17 protein-coding genes and 2 other annotated features are annotated in these 18,253 nt (G+C 42.0%); all 17 genes read right to left on the reverse strand.

The genetic code is table 11. The features are described 5' to 3' along the window. Positions 1–69: 69 nt before the first annotated feature. Positions 70–3,669: a DNA-directed RNA polymerase subunit beta' gene (rpoC, locus tag MHH23_RS00675; protein WP_007496298.1), complete on the reverse strand. Its 3,600-nt coding sequence runs from the start codon at positions 3,667–3,669 to the stop codon at positions 70–72. A gap of 61 nt (positions 3,670–3,730) precedes the next feature. Beyond that, positions 3,731–7,312: a DNA-directed RNA polymerase subunit beta gene (gene rpoB, locus MHH23_RS00680; protein WP_024425866.1), complete on the reverse strand. Its 3,582-nt coding sequence runs from the start codon at positions 7,310–7,312 to the stop codon at positions 3,731–3,733. A gap of 255 nt (positions 7,313–7,567) precedes the next feature. Further along, positions 7,568–8,173, reverse strand: coding sequence for a class I SAM-dependent methyltransferase (locus tag MHH23_RS00685; protein ID WP_340958712.1), 606 nt, complete (start codon positions 8,171–8,173; stop codon positions 7,568–7,570). Between the two features lie 96 nt (positions 8,174–8,269). Beyond that, on the reverse strand, positions 8,270–8,635 hold the full coding sequence (rplL, locus tag MHH23_RS00690) for a 50S ribosomal protein L7/L12 (protein WP_008345418.1): 366 nt from the start codon (positions 8,633–8,635) through the stop codon (positions 8,270–8,272). A 42-nt stretch (positions 8,636–8,677) separates the two neighbouring features. Beyond that, complete coding sequence (gene rplJ, locus MHH23_RS00695; RefSeq protein WP_003217048.1) at positions 8,678–9,178, reverse strand: 50S ribosomal protein L10; 501 nt, start codon at positions 9,176–9,178, stop codon at positions 8,678–8,680. A gap of 69 nt (positions 9,179–9,247) precedes the next feature. Further along, positions 9,248–9,388 (reverse strand) — a sequence feature (ribosomal protein L10 leader region). Between the two features lie 46 nt (positions 9,389–9,434). Then, complete coding sequence (rplA, locus tag MHH23_RS00700) at positions 9,435–10,133, reverse strand: 50S ribosomal protein L1 (RefSeq protein ID WP_017359164.1); 699 nt, start codon at positions 10,131–10,133, stop codon at positions 9,435–9,437. 99 nt (positions 10,134–10,232) lie between these two features. After that, on the reverse strand, positions 10,233–10,658 hold the full coding sequence (gene rplK, locus MHH23_RS00705; RefSeq protein ID WP_003216956.1) for a 50S ribosomal protein L11: 426 nt from the start codon (positions 10,656–10,658) through the stop codon (positions 10,233–10,235). 171 nt (positions 10,659–10,829) lie between these two features. Continuing rightward, positions 10,830–11,363, reverse strand: a complete 534-nt coding sequence (nusG, locus tag MHH23_RS00710; RefSeq protein ID WP_003217197.1) for a transcription termination/antitermination protein NusG — start codon at positions 11,361–11,363, stop codon at positions 10,830–10,832. 171 nt (positions 11,364–11,534) lie between these two features. Beyond that, on the reverse strand, positions 11,535–11,711 hold the full coding sequence (gene secE / locus MHH23_RS00715; RefSeq protein ID WP_008345422.1) for a preprotein translocase subunit SecE: 177 nt from the start codon (positions 11,709–11,711) through the stop codon (positions 11,535–11,537). 34 nt (positions 11,712–11,745) lie between these two features. Further along, a complete protein-coding gene (rpmG, locus tag MHH23_RS00720) occupies positions 11,746–11,895 on the reverse strand; it encodes a 50S ribosomal protein L33 (protein ID WP_008356502.1) in 150 nt (49 codons plus the stop codon). A gap of 76 nt (positions 11,896–11,971) precedes the next feature. Further along, the gene (gene sigH, locus MHH23_RS00725; RefSeq protein WP_008345424.1) at positions 11,972–12,628 is read right to left on the reverse strand and encodes an RNA polymerase sporulation sigma factor SigH; all 657 of its coding nucleotides are present in this window, start codon (positions 12,626–12,628) and stop codon (positions 11,972–11,974) included. Positions 12,629–12,691: 63 nt separating this feature from the next. After that, positions 12,692–13,204, reverse strand: a complete 513-nt coding sequence (gene rae1 / locus MHH23_RS00730) for a ribosome-dependent mRNA decay endonuclease Rae1/YacP (protein WP_007496285.1) — start codon at positions 13,202–13,204, stop codon at positions 12,692–12,694. Positions 13,205–13,206: 2 nt separating this feature from the next. Then, positions 13,207–13,956: a 23S rRNA (guanosine(2251)-2'-O)-methyltransferase RlmB gene (rlmB, locus tag MHH23_RS00735; protein ID WP_017359163.1), complete on the reverse strand. Its 750-nt coding sequence runs from the start codon at positions 13,954–13,956 to the stop codon at positions 13,207–13,209. Beyond that, positions 13,940–14,371: a Mini-ribonuclease 3 gene (locus MHH23_RS00740; RefSeq protein WP_008345428.1), complete on the reverse strand. Its 432-nt coding sequence runs from the start codon at positions 14,369–14,371 to the stop codon at positions 13,940–13,942. The genes rlmB and MHH23_RS00740 overlap by 17 nt, the downstream gene beginning before the upstream one ends. Positions 14,372–14,374: 3 nt before the next feature. Continuing rightward, on the reverse strand, positions 14,375–15,775 hold the full coding sequence (cysS, locus tag MHH23_RS00745; protein ID WP_024718297.1) for a cysteine--tRNA ligase: 1,401 nt from the start codon (positions 15,773–15,775) through the stop codon (positions 14,375–14,377). Continuing rightward, positions 15,772–16,425 carry a serine O-acetyltransferase gene (cysE, locus tag MHH23_RS00750; RefSeq protein ID WP_017366453.1) on the reverse strand — a complete coding sequence of 218 codons (654 nt, stop codon included), beginning with the start codon at positions 16,423–16,425 and terminating at the stop codon, positions 15,772–15,774. The genes cysS and cysE overlap by 4 nt, the downstream gene beginning before the upstream one ends. Before the next feature lie 81 nt (positions 16,426–16,506). Next, positions 16,507–16,736 (reverse strand) — a binding site (T-box leader). Continuing rightward, positions 16,737–18,188, reverse strand: coding sequence for a glutamate--tRNA ligase (gene gltX, locus MHH23_RS00755; protein ID WP_178896498.1), 1,452 nt, complete (start codon positions 18,186–18,188; stop codon positions 16,737–16,739). Between the last annotated feature and the right edge of the window lie 65 nt (positions 18,189–18,253).

Consider the following 18,253-nt stretch of genomic DNA (forward strand, 5'->3'; position numbering starts at 1 on the left):
CGTTTGACAGATTATCTTGACATCCTTCACCATTTTTTGATGATTTTTATAGAAATCTTAAGAGAAAGATTACTCTACAGGAACCATATCGTCAGACGGCTGCACTTGTGAAACCGGCTTAACTTTACGGTAGTTTGGCATTCCAGTTCCAGCAGGAACAAGTTTACCGATGATGACATTCTCTTTCAAGCCAAGCAGTTCATCACGTTTTCCTTTGATCGCCGCATCTGTTAGGACACGAGTCGTTTCTTGGAAGGATGCTGCAGACAAGAATGAGTCTGTTTCAAGCGATGCTTTTGTAATACCAAGAAGAACTGGACGGCCTGTTGCAGGACGTTTGCCTTCGAATAGTACTTTTTTGTTCGCTTCTGTGAATTGGTGTACATCAAGAAGTGTGCCTGGTAATACATCTGTATCCCCTGCATCAGCGACACGCACTTTACGAAGCATTTGGCGAACCATTACTTCTACGTGCTTATCTCCGATTTCTACCCCTTGCATACGGTATACTTTTTGTACTTCATGAAGCAGATATTCTTGAACAGCTGTCATGTCAGTCACTTTAAGAAGTTCTTTCGGATCGATTGAACCTTCTGTCAGTACTTGACCACGAGTGACTTTGTCACCTTCAACAACTTTCAGACGTGCATTGTAAGGAGCTGTGTAAGAGCGAGTTTCAACTTCGCCTTGAACCACAATTTCCTGTTGCTTGTCACGAACATCGTTAATTTCAGCAACGACACCATCAATTTCAGAAATGGTTGCCTGCCCTTTCGGATTACGCGCTTCAAATAACTCTTGGATACGAGGTAAACCTTGAGTGATATCGTCTCCTGCTACCCCACCGGTGTGGAACGTACGCATTGTAAGCTGTGTTCCTGGCTCACCGATCGATTGTGCAGCGATGATTCCAACTGCTTCACCGACTTCAACGTCAGTACCAGTTGCAAGGTTACGGCCGTAGCATCGTTTACATACACCATGAGGCGTGTTACATGTAAATGCAGAACGGATCCATACTTCCTCGATTCCTGCTTCAACTACTTCAAGTGCTTTATCTTCATCAATTAGTTCGTTTTCGCCAACAATGACTTCGCCCGTTTCAGGATGAACAATTGGTTTTCTTGCAAAACGTCCGATCAGACGTTCTTCAAGTTTCTCAATAATTTCATTTCCTTCTTTAATGGACTTCGCCAAGATTCCACGGTCTGTACCGCAATCTGTTTCACGGATGATAACATCCTGCGCAACGTCAACGAGACGACGCGTGAGGTAACCAGAGTCAGCTGTTTTAAGAGCTGTATCGGCAAGACCTTTACGCGCTCCGTGAGTGGAAATAAAGTATTCCAATACGGTTAAACCCTCACGGAAACTAGATTTGATCGGAAGTTCAATGATACGTCCAGCCGGGTTGGCCATCAGACCACGCATACCAGCCAGCTGAGTGAAGTTAGATGCGTTACCACGCGCTCCAGAGTCACTCATCATGTAGATTGGGTTGACTTCATCAAGGGACTTCATCAGTTTACCTTGGATGACATCTTTAGAAGAACTCCAGATCGAAATGACTCTCTCGTAACGCTCTTCTTCAGTAATCAAACCACGTCTGAATTGCTTCATGACGTTATCTACTTTTGCTTGCGCTTCTTCGAGGATCTTCTGTTTATCATCTAATACGACGATATCAGACACCCCAACCGTAATACCCGCTTTAGTAGAGTATTTGAAACCAAGATTTTTCATGCGGTCAAGCATTTTAGATGTCTCAGTGATATGGAATCTCTTAAAGATTTCCGCAATGATTTTACCTAAAATACCTTTTTTGAACGGCGCATTGATTTCTTGTTTCTCGATCGCAGCTTTGACATCTTCACCTTTTTCAAGGAAGAAGCGGTCAGGCGTTTTTTCTTCAATATTGCTCTTTGTCGGCTCATTCATGTAAGGGAATGATTCCGGTAAGATTTCGTTAAAGATTAGTTTTCCAACTGTTGTAATCAACAATTTAGAACGCTGTTCATCAGTGAATGTCACATTCTTCAACGAGTTAGCTGCAACAGCTACACGTGTATGAAGATGCACATATCCATTTTGATAAGCTAGAAGGGCTTCGTTCGTATCTTTGAAGACCATACCTTCTCCGATAGCACCTTTACGCTCAAGTGTAAGGTAGTAGTTACCTAGCACCATATCCTGAGATGGCGTAACAACAGGTTTTCCATCTTTCGGGTTCAAAATGTTTTGAGCAGCAAGCATTAAGATACGAGCTTCAGCTTGAGCTTCAGCAGATAATGGTACGTGAACCGCCATTTGGTCACCATCAAAGTCAGCGTTGTAGGCAGTACATACAAGTGGATGCAGACGAATTGCGCGTCCTTCCACAAGTGTAGGTTCAAACGCTTGAATACCAAGTCTGTGAAGAGTTGGTGCACGGTTTAGTAAGACTGGATGCTCACGAATCACTGATTCTAAAACATCCCAAACTTCCGGCTGCACGCGCTCAATCTTACGTTTCGCGCTCTTAATGTTGTGAGCTAATCCTTTTTCAACAAGCTCCTTCATCACGAATGGTTTGAATAGTTCAAGAGCCATTTCTTTCGGAAGTCCACACTGATACATTTTCAAATGTGGTCCAACGACGATAACGGAACGTCCAGAATAGTCAACACGTTTACCAAGCAAGTTTTGACGGAAACGCCCTTGTTTCCCTTTCAGCATGTGAGAAAGAGATTTCAATGGTCTATTTCCTGGTCCTGTTACTGGTCGGCCTCTACGTCCATTATCAATCAAGGCATCGACAGCTTCTTGAAGCATACGCTTCTCGTTCTGAACGATGATGCTTGGCGCGCCAAGATCTAATAAACGTTTCAGACGATTGTTACGGTTGATGACACGACGATAAAGGTCGTTCAAGTCAGAAGTAGCAAAACGTCCGCCATCAAGCTGAACCATTGGACGTAATTCTGGTGGAATAACCGGAAGTACATCAAGGATCATCCAAGACGGTTTGTTTCCTGAGTTACGGAAAGCTTCCAACACTTCAAGGCGTTTGATCGCACGTGTACGACGCTGTCCTTGAGCTGTTTTTAGCTCTTCTTTGAGTGTATCTACTTCTTTCACAAGATCGATATCTTGAAGAAGTTTGTTAATTGCTTCTGCACCCATAGCTGCTTGGAAGGTGTTACCGTATTTATCTAAATAAGCACGGAATTCTTTCTCAGAAAGAAGTTGTTTCTTCTCAAGCGGTGTGTTGCCCGGATCAGTCACGACGTAAGAAGCGAAGTAAATCACTTCTTCTAACGCACGTGGTGACATATCTAGAACAAGACCCATACGGCTTGGGATACCTTTGAAATACCAAATGTGGGAAACTGGGGCAGCCAGTTCGATATGCCCCATTCTCTCACGACGGACTTTTGCCCGTGTTACTTCTACACCACAACGGTCACATACAACACCCTTATAACGAACGCGTTTATACTTCCCACAATGACATTCCCAGTCTTTTTGCGGTCCGAAGATACGTTCACAAAAGAGACCATCTTTTTCCGGTTTCAGTGTACGATAGTTAATCGTTTCAGGCTTTTTCACTTCACCAAAAGACCAAGAACGGATTTTATCAGGTGATGCGAGACCGATGTTCATATACTCAAAATTGTTCACATCTAGCAAGGGGCCTACCTCCCTTTTAATCTTCGGGTTATACCCTAGTCACTTGCTCTAATCGTTTCTGCTATTCTTTTGTGACTGCGTCACGTTCAAGATCGACAGGTGCGAGGTCTGCAGCATCTTCGTCATTAGATAACGCTAATCCGTCTGCTTTCTTCGTTTCCTCATCGTCTTCTAAATCTCTCATTTCTATCTCTTCTTCATCGCCAGATAGGATTTTCACATCCATACCTAAACTTTGAAGTTCTTTAATTAATACTTTGAATGATTCAGGGACACCTGGTTCAGGTACGTTATCCCCTTTGACGATCGCTTCGTATGTTTTCACACGACCCACAACGTCATCCGATTTTACAGTTAAGATTTCTTGAAGTGTATATGCTGCACCGTAAGCTTCAAGTGCCCATACTTCCATCTCTCCGAAACGCTGTCCACCAAACTGTGCTTTACCGCCCAGTGGCTGCTGCGTAACAAGTGAGTATGGTCCAGTTGAACGAGCGTGAAGTTTATCGTCAACCATGTGAGCCAGTTTGATCATGTACATGATTCCGACTGATACACGGTTATCGAATGGTTCACCAGTTCGACCGTCATAAAGGACTGTTTTCGCATCACGGGACATACCTGCTTCTTCAAGCGTTTCCCAAACATCTTCCTCACGAGCACCATCAAATACTGGTGACGCAATGTGGATGCCTAGGTAACGTGCAGCCATACCCATATGAAGCTCAAGTACCTGACCGATATTCATACGAGATGGTACCCCTAGAGGGTTTAACATGATATCAATCGGTGTTCCATCTGGAAGATACGGCATATCTTCTTCTGGAAGGATTTTAGAGATAACACCTTTGTTACCATGTCGTCCGGCCATTTTGTCACCTTCAGAAATTTTACGCTTCTGAACGATGTATACACGGACTAACTGGTTAACACCTGGTGGTAATTCATCTCCATCTTCACGGTTAAAGACTTTGACATCGTGGATGATTCCGCCGCCGCCGTGTGGTACACGTAGAGACGTATCACGTACTTCACGAGCCTTTTCACCGAAGATTGCATGTAATAGACGTTCTTCAGCTGTTAGTTCTGTTACACCTTTAGGCGTTACTTTCCCGACAAGAAGATCTCCGTCTTTTACTTCTGCACCAATACGGATGATTCCACGCTCGTCAAGGTTGCGTAAAGCATCTTCCCCAACGTTTGGAATATCACGCGTAATTTCTTCTGGTCCAAGCTTTGTATCACGAGCTTCTGATTCATATTCTTCAATATGAATAGAAGTGTAGACGTCATCTTTTACAAGGCGCTCACTCATAATGATCGCATCCTCATAGTTGTAACCGTCCCAAGTCATGAAGCCGACCATGACGTTACGTCCTAGAGCCAATTCACCTTTTTCCATAGAAGGACCGTCTGCAAGGATTTCTCCTTTGACGACTTCATCTCCAACACTTACAATTGGGCGCTGATTGTAGCAAGTCCCTTGGTTAGAGCGGACAAATTTCAGCAAGCTGTATTTGTCTAGGTTTCCTTTGACTTGTTGTCCGTCAACGTCTTCATAACGGCGAACCCAAATATTCTTCGCTTCAACACGTTCTACAACACCTGGGTAACGACAGATCACAGCAGCACCAGAGTCTTTACCTGATACATACTCCATACCTGTACCAACAATCGGTGATTCCGGCTGCATCAAAGGCACAGCCTGACGTTGCATGTTCGCTCCCATTAGAGCACGGTTAGAGTCATCGTTTTCTAAGAATGGGATACATGCTGTCGCTGCAGAAACAACCTGCTTCGGCGAAACGTCCATGTAGTCAACGCGGTTTCGAGGAACAACGGTGTTTTCCCCTCTGAAACGAGCGATAATGTTATCATCGATAAACGAACCATCATCAGCTAGCTGAGCGTTCGCTTGTGCTACAACGTAGTTATCCTCTTCATCAGCGGTTAAGTAATCGATTCTCGGCGTCACTTTACCTGTTTCAGGATCAACCCGACGGTAAGGTGTTTCGATAAATCCGAAGCGGTTCACTTTCGCAAATGAAGATAGAGAGTTGATCAAACCAATGTTTGGACCCTCTGGTGTTTCAATCGGACACATACGACCATAGTGAGAATAGTGAACGTCACGAACTTCCATTCCTGCACGCTCACGTGTCAAACCACCCGGTCCAAGCGCTGATAGACGACGTTTGTGTGTCAATTCAGCAAGCGGGTTTGTTTGATCCATGAACTGAGAAAGCTGAGAGCTACCAAAGAACTCTTTGATAGAAGCGATCACAGGACGGATGTTGATCAGCTGCTGAGGTGTGATCGTGTTCGTGTCTTGAATCGACATTCTTTCACGAACAACACGCTCCATTCTGCTTAAACCAATACGGAATTGATTTTGCAGAAGTTCACCTACAGAACGCAGACGACGGTTACCAAGGTGATCGATATCATCTGTGTCACCTACTCCATGAAGCAGGTTAAAGAAGTAACTGATTGAAGCAATGATGTCAGAAGGCGTGATGTTCTTCACAGCTTCCTCTACATATGCATTACCAATCACGTTGATCACTTGCTCGCCTTCTTGATCAGTTGGTGCATAAATCTTGATAGATTGAAGTTCTACTTCATCCTCTACTACGCCACCATTTGGATAAAGCTTTCTAAATCCGATGCCGTTTTCTAAGTATGGAAGAACTTTATCAAGCACTCTTCTATCTAAAATTTGACCTTTTTCTGCTAGGATTTCACCTGTTTCAGGATCAACTAGCGTTTCAGCCAATTTTTGATTGAATAGTCTATTTTTAATATGAAGCTTCTTATTAATCTTGTAGCGTCCAACATTTGCTAAGTCATATCTCTTCGGATCAAAGAAGCGAGAGTCTAGCAAGCTTTTCGCATTTTCAACAGTTGGTGGCTCTCCGGGACGAAGACGCTCGTAGATTTCGAGAAGTGCTTTATCGGCATTCTCTGTATTGTCTTTTTCCAACGTGTTGCGTAAGTATTCATTCTCGCCAATGAGGTCAAGAATCTCTTGATCAGAGCTGAAGCCGAGAGCACGCAAAAGAACCGTAACCGGCAACTTACGTGTGCGATCGATGCGTACATAGACTACATCCTTCGCATCAGTTTCGTATTCTAACCATGCGCCACGGTTTGGAATGACAGTCGCAGTAAAACCTTTTTTACCGTTTTTGTCTACTTTACCACTGAAATATACACTTGGAGAACGTACTAACTGAGAAACGATTACACGTTCCGCACCATTAATGATAAAAGTACCTGTGTCTGTCATGATTGGGAAATCCCCCATAAACACATCTTGGTCTTTTACTTCTCCAGTTTCTTTGTTAATTAAACGAACTTTTACTCTTAGTGGAGCAGAGTAAGTTACATCACGTTCTTTTGATTCTGCTACAGGATACTTAGGATCCCCTAGGCTGTAATCAATGAATTCAAGAGAAAGGTTACCAGTAAAATCCTCAATTGGGGATATATCTTGAAACATCTCTCTAAGACCCTCATCAAGAAACCACTGATAAGAAGAGGTTTGAATTTCAATGAGATTTGGTAATTCTAACACTTCGCTTATGCGTGCGTAGCTTCTGCGCTGGCGGTGTCGTCCATACTGAACTAGTTGACCTGTCAACTGATTCACCCCTCAAATCATGCGTATTATATGTGTAAAAAGTATTTCTGTCTTTCAAATGTCAGTAAAGAAATACTTTTACAAGACAAAAGAAAAAAGGGTTTCTAAAATAAGAAAACCACATCCAAAAACAAATACCGATTTTATTAGTTTTCCCAAGTATGCATAATTTATACAAAATAGTTGTTTTTTAAGCCTATCAAGCAAAATATACACATTGGCATTTTATAATGTTAACACAGCTAGGAAACTGCGTCAAACTTTTTTAGCTTTGATAATATAGTAGCCCTTTTTTTTCATAACGACCGTCACTTCTCCAAAAAGCTGCTCTAATTTCTCAATCGCAGATGGTCCACCTTGTTTTTTCTGAATAACCACCCACAACTCACCTTCCGGCAATAAATGATCAGCACTTTTTTCAAAGATCGCATGTACTATTTTCTTCCCTGCCCGTATTGGGGGATTGGTCAGTATAGAGGCAAAAGCAGCTGATGAATGAACATTCGAGAACAAATCACTTTGATAGATGCGGACATTATCAATGCGATTATGCTTAGCGTTTTCCTTTGAAAGTTCGACTGCTCTTTCGTTCACATCAATCATATGAATGGTGCGGCCTGTCATTTCGTTTGCTAACGATAAGCCGATCGGTCCATAACCGCAACCGACATCTAAGACGTCGCCATCCAAGTCAGGTTCTTCAAAAGCTTCAATTAAAAGCCTCGAACCATAGTCGACTTCTTTCTTAGAAAACACTCCACTGTCACTTGTAAAAGTAAAGCTACGGTTTCTCAAGGTGAAGTCCCATGTCTGTTTATTGCTTTTCACTGATGGCTTTTCCGTATAATAGTGGTCACTCATGGTGAATGGACCTCCTCTGGATTCAATCGTTTCAGGAGATAAGAAAAGAAAAAGCCCGCCAGTAAAAGCGAGCTTTCCCAAAAGATTAGGCGAAGATTACTTAACTTCTACAGAAGCGCCAACTTCTTCAAGCTTAGCTTTAAGTTCTTCAGCTTCTTCTTTAGCAATACCTTCTTTAAGTGGTTTTGGAGTGTTGTCAACAAGTTCTTTAGCTTCTTTCAAGCCAAGACCAGTGATTTCACGAACCACTTTGATAACTTTGATTTTTTGGTCTCCAGCACCAGCAAGCACTAGATCAAAATCAGTTTTTTCTTCAGCAGCAGCACCGCCACCAGCAGCTACAGCTACAGGAGCAGCAGCAGTTACGCCAAATTCTTCTTCGATTGCTTTTACTAAGTCGTTTAACTCAAGTACAGTTGCTTCTTTAACTGAAGCAATGATTTCTTCGATATTTAAAGCCATTTGTAATTCCTCCATTTTAAGTTTTTTTACGTCAAGTACGCATTAAGCGCCTTGTTCTTCTTTTTGATCTGCAACTGCTTTAGTAGCAAGAGCAAGGTTACGAACTGGAGCTTGAAGAACGCTAAGCAACATAGAAAGTAAGCCTTCGCGAGACGGAAGTTCCGCAAGAGCCTTCACTTCTTCTACAGTCGCTACGTTTCCCTCGATAACACCAGCTTTGATTTCTAAAGCTTCGTGGCTTTTCGCAAATTCGTTGATGATTTTCGCAGGTGCGATAACATCTTCGTTACTGAATGCGATAGCGTTTGGACCTGTTAAGAAATCGTTTAAACCCGTTAGTTCAACTTGTTCAACTGCACGGCGAGTCAAAGTATTTTTGTAAACTTTGAATTCTACGCCAGCATCACGAAGCTGTTTACGAAGTTCAGTCACTTCAGAAACTGAAAGACCGCGGTAATCTACGATTACAGTAGACATACTGTCTTTAAATTTAGAAGTAATTTCATCAACGACAACTTTTTTAGTATCGATTGCATTGCTCATGGTTACACCTCCTGTACATTCTTTGTGTAACACTTATACCGATCAGGCCATCACGTTCCTAACGAACGGTTCTCCATATAAAAAGCCTCCATTAAGACATGGAGGCTGTATATACAAGCATACGTTAACGTAAGACTGTGACATATACACCTCGGCGGGTTAATTAAGCCATAAGGCCCCTGCTGTCTACGGTATAAATGATTATTCTATTTTACAACATTTTGATATTATCAAAACGGTTGTGATAAGTCAAGAATTATTTTGCAGAGAAAGAAGATGGATCCACTTTCACGCCAGGGCCCATAGTAGATGTAACAGAAACGTTTTTCACGTATACACCTTTAGCCGCTGCAGGTTTTGCTTTAAGGATTGTGTCATAGATTGTTGCAAAGTTCTCAACAAGCTTTTCGTCCTCGAAAGAAACCTTTCCGATTGGCGCGTGGATGTTACCAGCTTTATCAACGCGGTATTCTACTTTACCAGCTTTGATTTCATTGATTGCTTTTTCTACTTCGAATGTAACAGTTCCTGTTTTAGGGTTTGGCATTAGACCTTTTGGTCCAAGTACACGACCGATCTTACCAACTTCACCCATCATGTCAGGTGTCGCAACGATTACATCGAATTCGAACCAGCCTTGTTGGATTTTAGTGATGTAATCAGAATCTCCAACGTAGTCTGCTCCAGCAGCTTCTGCTTCTTTTGCTTTTTCGCCTTTAGCGAACACAAGAACGCGTTGAGTTTTACCAGTTCCGTTAGGAAGTACAACTGCACCGCGGATTTGTTGATCGTTTTTACGAGGGTCTACGCCCAAACGAAAAGCAACTTCTACAGTCGCATCAAATTTCGCTGTATTTGCTTTTTTTGTAAGAGAAACAGCTTCAGCAACATCATACGCTTTTGTACGATCGATTAGCTTAGCAGCTTCTACATACTTTTTACCTTTTTTAGCCATTATAAAAATCCTCCTTATGTGGTTTTAGCGGAATAACCTCCCACGAATAAGGGTTGCGAACTTGTCAAAACCAAACTCGCAACCCAACAAGACAAAAAATTAATCTTCGATGACAATACCCATACTGCGTGCAGTACCTTCAACCATGCGCATAGCTGATTCAACGCTAGCAGCGTTTAAGTCAGGCATTTTTGTTTCCGCGATTTCGCGTACTTTATCACGCTTAACAGTTGCCACTTTATTACGGTTAGGTTCACCAGAACCAGACTCAATACCAGCTGCTTTTTTAAGTAATACTGCAGCAGGTGGAGTTTTAGTAATAAATGTAAATGAACGGTCTTCAAAAACCGAAATTTCAACAGGAATGATAAGACCAGCTTGGTCAGCTGTACGAGCGTTAAACTCCTTACAGAATCCCATGATATTAACACCGGCTTGACCTAGTGCAGGTCCAACTGGTGGAGCTGGGTTAGCTTTTCCAGCAGGAATTTGCAATTTAACAACTTTTACTACTTTTTTAGCCACGAGACACACCTCCTTAAAGTCCGTGATGTGGTAATAGGGGAATCCCCCTCCCACTCAACAACTTCATTCTTTATATGAATGACGAAATAACTAGCTAGCGATCTTGAGCGAACTCAAGACGTACCTTTGCTATATTACCACTTCTATACACTCATTTCAAGCTCTTTTAAATTACAATTTATCGATCTGTGTGAACTCAAGTTCCACAGGAGTTTCTCTACCAAACATATTAACGAATACTTTGACTTTGCTTTTATCATAATCAATCTCTTCGATAGAGCCTGTGAAGTTAGCAAATGGTCCATCGATGACCTTGACTGTTTCTTTTAGTTCAAAGTCGATTTCTGTCTTGCGCTCTTCAAGTCCCATTCTCTTCAGAATGGTTTCCGCTTCGCCAGGTAATAACGCTGTCGGCTTAGAGCCTGATCCAGCTGATCCAACGAATCCTGTCACACCTGGTGTATTACGAACGACATACCAAGAATCGTCAGTCATGACGATTTCTACTAGCACATATCCAGGGAATACTTTCTTTTTCACTACTTTTTTCTTACCGTTTTTAATGTCCGTTTCTTCTTCTTCTGGTACAACAACGCGGAAAATTTTATCCTGCATGCCCATTGATTCAACACGCTTTTCCAAGTTCGCTTTCACTTTGTTCTCATAGCCAGAGTACGTATGCACAACATACCAATTCTTTTCCATTTTCGTTCAGGACTATTTAGTCCTTCCCTCCCCACATTTCGTAATGTCTATTTGACGAATCTCGAGTACCGGTAAATATTTTCAAGCAATTGAAAAAACCCGTAAAACGGGTTTTTTGGCAAGTCATATTATGATCTATTATAGCACGTTCAGCAGACCATTATTCAAGTATTAATGAATTAATTCGATTAATTGTGAGATTCCTATATCAAGAAAAGAGAAAAAGATGGCAAAAAATACGACTGTTAAAATAACAGTGATCGTGTAGCGGACCATTTCGTTTTTCTTTGGCCAGCTGACCTTTTTCATTTCTTTCCCGACACTTTTTAAGAAACTGATAATACGCATGTAAAAGACCTCCACAGATTAAAGAACGCAAATCCTACTTCGTTTCTAAATGTGTTTTATGTGAATTACAAGTCTTGCAATATTTCTTAACTTCTAATCTTTCAGCTGCTGAAGCAACACTTTTCATTGTCGTATAATTGCGGCTTCCGCAGTCTTTACAGGCTAGAGTAATCTTTTTCCTCATATTTACACCTATTTTCTCGACATCATTTCCTTAGTACCTTATCACAGTGTCGAAAAAGCTGTCAATATAGGTTTGATTAGAGACTGATCTCGCGCAGCTCTAAATATTTCTCTAATTTTCTCTTTACTCTTTGGAGTGCGTTATCAATTGATTTCACATGACGGTTTAAATCTTCAGAAATCTCCTGATAGGACCTGCCATCAAGATAAAGCACAAGTACCTTTCTTTCCAGTTCGCTTAGTAATTCACCCATTTTCATTTCAATATCATCAAATTCTTCTTTGCTAATGATTAAATCTTCTGGGTTAAGCGCTTTAGCACCGGAAATGACGTCCAATAATGTTCTGTCCGATTCTTCATCGTATATCGGCTTGTCTAATGATACATAGGAATTTAACGGGATATGTTTTTGGCGAGTAGCTGTTTTAATTGCGGTGATAATTTGGCGGGTAATACATAATTCTGCAAAAGCCTTAAATGAAGTAAGCTTGTCCTCTCTGAAATCGCGGATAGACTTATAAAGTCCGATCATCCCCTCTTGGACAATGTCCTCTCGATCCGCTCCAATCAAGAAATAAGATCTTGCTTTCGCACGTACAAAATTGCGGTATTTCGTTATTAAATAATCTAGCGCATCACTATCTCCGACATGAACCCTTTCAATGACTTGTTCATCTTCCAACTGGCAAAATTGCTCTCTGATGGACTTACCCTTGCTGTTGTTTAGATTCACTTCGATCCCCCCGACCGCACCTAGATAGAAATATTATACAATAATGGTTGAAATATCGTCAAGCTATTCCAAGTTTCCCCGCCGCCATTTTTCAAACGTTTTCAATACATCTTCTGACAATTCAATTTTGGATGCTGGTTTATCAGAAGTAATCTTTTTGACACGTGTTTCAATCTTTCGTTCAATCACTTCTATCTCTCTTAAGAGCTCTCGTGCTGACTTACGAAGTGCACCCTGTCCAAAAATCGCCCATTGTTCTGTATAATCAGAGGTCGCCACATGAATTTGCGTCCGAATGTTATTTAAGTCTTGTGCCAGTTTTTCAATCCGCTCATCAGCCGTTTCATTTTCTCTTGTAAAGATGACCTCTACTCGGTGGTTTGTCCGCTTCTTTTCGATTCCTTTGACCATATGGGCATCGAATACGACAATGACTCGATACCCTGTATATGCTTGATATTCTGCTAAATGTTGAATCAGCACGTCTCTGGCTTCTTCAAAGCTGTTTTCTTTTAAGTGCTGCAAACGAGGCCATGCACCTATCATGTTGTATCCATCGACTAAGAGGATGTCCATCTCTATTCTCCTAACGGATAACGTTTTCGATACACTTCATACATCAATAGACTAGCGGCAACTGATGCATTTAATGAAGTGACCTTCCCGGCCATTGGCAATTTAATCAAGAAATCACATTTTTCCTTAATCAATCGGCCAATACCTTTTCCTTCACTGCCGATGACAAGAGCGAGAGGCATCGTGCCATCAAATTGTCTGTAGTCCTGCTTCGCAGATGCATCTGTTCCTGCGACCCAGATTCCTCTTTCTTTCATTTCATCAAGAGCTCTGGAAAGATTGGTTACTTTTGCGACCGGGATATGTTCAATGGCTCCAGTAGATGCTTTCGCAACAGTTGTCGTCAAGCCTACCGCTCGTCGTTTTGGAATGACGATTCCATGTGCACCAACAGCATCGGCCGTACGCATGATCGACCCTAAATTGTGCGGATCTTCAATTTCATCTAAGATGATGAAAAATGGTTGTTCATTCCGCTTTTCAGCAATTTGATACAGATCGTCCAATTCTGCATATTCATATGCTGCTACTTGTGCAACGATTCCCTGGTGCTGACCTGTTACCATCTGATCAAGCTTTTTCCTCGGAACATACTGAATGGTGATATTTTGCTTTTTCGCGAGTTCAATGACCTGCTGGGCTTGTCCTTTTACAGTGTTTTCTGCCATCCAGAGCTTGTATAACTCCCGATCTGACTTCAGTGTTTCAATCACTGCATTTTTCCCAATCACATAATCATGTTGCTGACTCATTTGTCTTCCTCCCTGACGTTCCGATTTCAATCGCCTGACTAATCAACTCTTCTAAGCGTTCGTCCTGCTTCTCAATAAATAAATAACCCATGAGCGCTTCAAACGCTGTACTATAACGATACGTTTGAACGTCTGTGTTTTTAGGCACTGTGCCTGATTTTGCATTTCTTCCTCTTTTCAGCACCGCTTCTTCCGCTTCTGTGAAAAAGCCCTTCTGCTGAAGCTCAAATAAAATAGCGGCCTGAGATTTAGCTGAAACGATTTTACTTGCACGTTTATGAAGCTCATTTGGTTTGGTCGCCCCCGTTTGGAGGAGGTGATGCCTCACGTATACTTCAAAAATGGCATCACCCATATAAGCAAGTGCAAGTCCGTTCAACTGTTTTCCGTCTTTCAGCTTTTCAAAATTCAACATGACCTATTCTCCTCTTTTCCAGCGCGTACCTTGAGGAGTGTCCTCCAATACAATATTCATGCTCTTTAACTGGTCACGAATTTGATCAGACAATGCGAAGTCACGATTCCTTCTAGCTTCATTCCGCTTCTCAATTAATGCTTCTACCTCTTCGTCAAGCGTGTGCTTTTCTTCTAGTGAGAAGCCGAGGACGGATGTGATTTCTTGGAACAAGCCAATAAATGCCTTGATCACTTCCTCGGAAGTATGATCATTTTCCATATAGTAATTCGCTTGTTTCGCTAGTTCAAATAAAACAGAGATGGCATTTGCCGTATTGAAGTCATCATTCATTTCAGAAATAAATGTCGCTCGCTGCTCTTCAATCTTTGTCAACCATTCAGTGTTATCTTCTGTGATATTCGTGCTGCTTTCAAGGCGATGATGTAAATTAGCATACGACGTTTTGAGTCGGTTAAACGCACTCTTTGTACTCTCTAGTAAGTCCATTGAGTAGTTAATTGGATGACGGTAGTGAACCGACAACATAAAGAATCGAAGTACGTCAGGATCTTGTTCTTTCACAATGTCATGCACGAGCACAAAGTTGCCTAGTGATTTTGACATTTTTTCATTCTCAATATTAATATATCCGTTATGCATCCAATACTTTGCAAAAGGTTTGCCTGTCAAAGCCTCAGATTGAGCGATTTCATTTTCATGATGAGGGAAGGTTAAATCCTGTCCGCCTGCATGAATATCGATCGTATCACCTAAATATTTTTTAACCATGGCTGAGCATTCGATATGCCAGCCTGGGCGCCCTTCGCCCCACGGGCTATCCCATGAGATTTCTTGGTCCTTTGCAGCCTTCCATAAAGCAAAGTCCAGCGCATCTCGTTTCTTCTCACCTACACGAATACGGGCACCTGTCTTTAATTCATCAATCGATTGGTGAGACAGTTTTCCGTAGCCTTCAAATGAGCGTGTGCTGTAATACACGTCACCATCTGCCTCATAGGCGTAGCCTTTTTCAATCAATGTGGCGATAAACGCAATGATATCATCCATATTTTCTGTCACTCGCGGGTGAAGGTCTGCTTTTTTGCACCCTAATGCACTGACGTCCTCAAAGTATGCTTGGATAAATCGATCAGCAATCGTTGGGACATCTTCGCCTAATTCATTTGCTGCTTTGATGAGTTTATCATCCACATCAGTAAAGTTGGATACGAAATTCACATCATAGCCGCTATATTCTAAATACTTACGTACCGTGTCATATACAATGGCAGGTCTTGCATTCCCGATATGAATGTAGTTATACACGGTTGGTCCGCATACATACATTTTCACCTTTCCTGGTTCAAGTGGGACAAACTCTTCTTTTTTACGTGTCAATGTATTATAAATATTGATTGTCATGATTGTTCTTCCTTTCTGCTCAATGAAGCCAGCTCACGTTTTAGCTTTTCCATTTCTCGCTCCAATTCTTTGAAACGATCAGAAACTGGATCTGGCAAATCTTGATGATTGAGATCACGATTGATTTTCTTTCCATTTTGAACGACCACTCGCCCAGGTATACCTACAACAGTGGAATGGTCTGGTACGTCTTTTAACACAACAGACCCCGCACCAATCTTGGACCCTTTTCCTACGGTAATGGAACCGAGCACCTTAGCACCAGTCGCAATCAGGGCATCGTCCAAAATAGTTGGATGCCGCTTTCCCTTTTCTTTCCCTGTCCCCCCTAATGTCACGCCTTGGAAAACAGTGACGTTATCGCCAATTTCACATGTTTCCCCAATCACGACGCCCATGCCGTGATCAATAAAGAACCGCCGGCCGATGGTTGCTGCTGGGTGAATCTCAACCCCTGTGAAAAACCGGCTGACCTGAGAAATGATCCGCGCAAGAAAATACAGCTTACGCTTGTAAAATGCATGCGCAACACGATGAGCCCAAATCGCATGAAGCCCTGAATAGGTTAGCACTACTTCAAGATAGCTTCTAGCAGCAGGATCTTGATCAAACACAGTATCAATATCTTCTTTCAGCATTTTGAAAAACACATGCTCCCCCCGTTCTTCCCCATCAATCTCTCTTAGGACTTGCTCTCTTTTTTGGACAAATAAAAAACGCCTCTGCCATATGACAGAGACGTTTTGAAAACGCGGTTCCACTCTGTTTAGAAAGCCCTCATTTCGCAGCCTTCTCAACTTCATCCCATAACGGAGGGTACCGCCCTTGCATACTAACATACGTGTTCCTCAAGGGTCTTGAGGGTGCATTTCCAACGTCTGCCCATAAGTCTCTTTCAGCCGGTGAAGACTCTTTCTGTGATGGACGATAACATTGTACTTCTCCCTCGCAACGATTTTCCTTATATTTGTTTAATGCGGTTTAATACCGTCTCTTTACCTAGTAGTTCAATACTTTGCGGAAGTTCTGGGCCATGCGTTTGTCCAGTGACAGCCACACGAATTGGCATGAATAGTTTCTTACCTTTATGCCCTGTTTCTTTTTGTACCGCTTTAATGGCAGCTTTGATTTCATCAGGTGTGAAAGACTCAAGACGTTCAAGCTGACCTGCAAACGAAGCCATCACTTCTGGTACTTGCTCTTCTGCAAGAACTTCCTTTGCCTCTTGATTATACTCAATTTGTTCCTTAAAGAACAACTCTGTTAACTCAACAATTTCTGCTCCGTAGCTCAATTGCTCGTGGTATAGAGAAATGAGTTTGCGCACCCACGTGTTTTCTTCTTCTGTCAGCTGCTCACTTACCTTGCCTGCCTTTTGAAGATGTGGAAGTGTAAGTGCCACAACTTGATCAAGATCAAGTGCTTTTACATATTGGTTATTCACCCATTTTAGTTTATGCATATCGAAGAGAGCTGGTGACTTAGAAAGTCGATTGACATCGAAAATATCGATGAACTGCTCTTTTGTAAATAGTTCCTCTTCACCAACTGGAGACCACCCAAGCAGTGCAATGAAGTTAAACAAAGCTTCTGGTAAATAGCCCAAGTTCTTATACTGCTCGATGAACTGGATAATTGATTCATCACGCTTGCTTAATTTCTTGCGGTTCTCGTTTACAATCAGCGTCATATGTCCGAACAGCGGAACATCCCAGCCAAATGCATTGAAGACCATAATTTGTTTAGGTGTATTCGAAATGTGATCCTCACCACGAAGAATGTGAGTCATTTTCATCAAATGATCATCCACCGCTACAGCGAAGTTATACGTTGGCGTACCATCTTTCTTCACAATAACAAAGTCACCGATGCCGTCTGTTTCAAATGAAATCTCGCCTTTGACCATATCGTCAAATTTGATGATTTCTCCTTTAGGCACTCGGAAGCGGATGCTTGGCTCTCTTCCTTCAGCAATCAGCTTGTCCTCTTCTTCTTTTGATAAATGACTGCATTTACCAGAATATCGAGGCATTTCACTGCGGGCAATTTGTGCTTCACGCTCTTCTTCTAGTTCTTCAGCCGTACAATAGCACTTATACGCCAAGTCTTTCGCTAGTAGCTCGTCATAATATTTTTTGTAAATATCATTACGCTCTGATTGTCTGTAAGGACCGTAGCCGCCATCTCTATCAATGCTCTCGTCCCAATCAATCCCGAGCCATTGCAGGTGGCGAAGCTGGCTTTCTTCTCCGCCTTCTACATTACGCTTTTGATCCGTGTCCTCGATTCGAATAATAAATTTGCCGCCTTGACTGCGTGCGAACAAATAGTTGAAAAGAGCCGTTCTAGCATTCCCAATATGTAAATGACCAGTTGGACTCGGTGCATAACGAACACGCACTTCATTTCCCATGAGTTTAACTTCCTTTCATCTGCATCATGTTGTCTGACACCAATTTTTTATAAACGTATTTTATC

It is taken from the genome of Bacillus sp. FSL K6-3458, assembly GCF_038005045.1.
GTDB lineage: Bacteria > Bacillota > Bacilli > Bacillales > Bacillaceae > Bacillus > Bacillus altitudinis.

Coding starts and splice junctions, on each gene's coding strand:
- MHH23_RS00685 (WP_340958712.1), bottom strand. CDS start 8,173: ATGAGTGACCACTATTATACGGAAAAGCCATCAGTGAAAAGCAATAAA.
- rplL (WP_008345418.1), bottom strand. CDS start 8,635: ATGGCTTTAAATATCGAAGAAATCATTGCTTCAGTTAAAGAAGCAACT.
- rplJ (WP_003217048.1), bottom strand. CDS start 9,178: ATGAGCAATGCAATCGATACTAAAAAAGTTGTCGTTGATGAAATTACT.
- rplA (WP_017359164.1), bottom strand. CDS start 10,133: ATGGCTAAAAAAGGTAAAAAGTATGTAGAAGCTGCTAAGCTAATCGAT.
- nusG (WP_003217197.1), bottom strand. CDS start 11,363: ATGGAAAAGAATTGGTATGTTGTGCATACGTACTCTGGCTATGAGAAC.
- secE (WP_008345422.1), bottom strand. CDS start 11,711: ATGCGTATTATCAGTTTCTTAAAAAGTGTCGGGAAAGAAATGAAAAAG.
- rpmG (WP_008356502.1), bottom strand. CDS start 11,895: ATGAGGAAAAAGATTACTCTAGCCTGTAAAGACTGCGGAAGCCGCAAT.
- rae1 (WP_007496285.1), bottom strand. CDS start 13,204: ATGGACATCCTCTTAGTCGATGGATACAACATGATAGGTGCATGGCCT.
- rlmB (WP_017359163.1), bottom strand. CDS start 13,956: ATGAGTCAGCAACATGATTATGTGATTGGGAAAAATGCAGTGATTGAA.
- MHH23_RS00740 (WP_008345428.1), bottom strand. CDS start 14,371: ATGTTGAATTTTGAAAAGCTGAAAGACGGAAAACAGTTGAACGGACTT.
- cysS (WP_024718297.1), bottom strand. CDS start 15,775: ATGACAATCAATATTTATAATACATTGACACGTAAAAAAGAAGAGTTT.
- gltX (WP_178896498.1), bottom strand. CDS start 18,188: ATGGGAAATGAAGTGCGTGTTCGTTATGCACCGAGTCCAACTGGTCAT.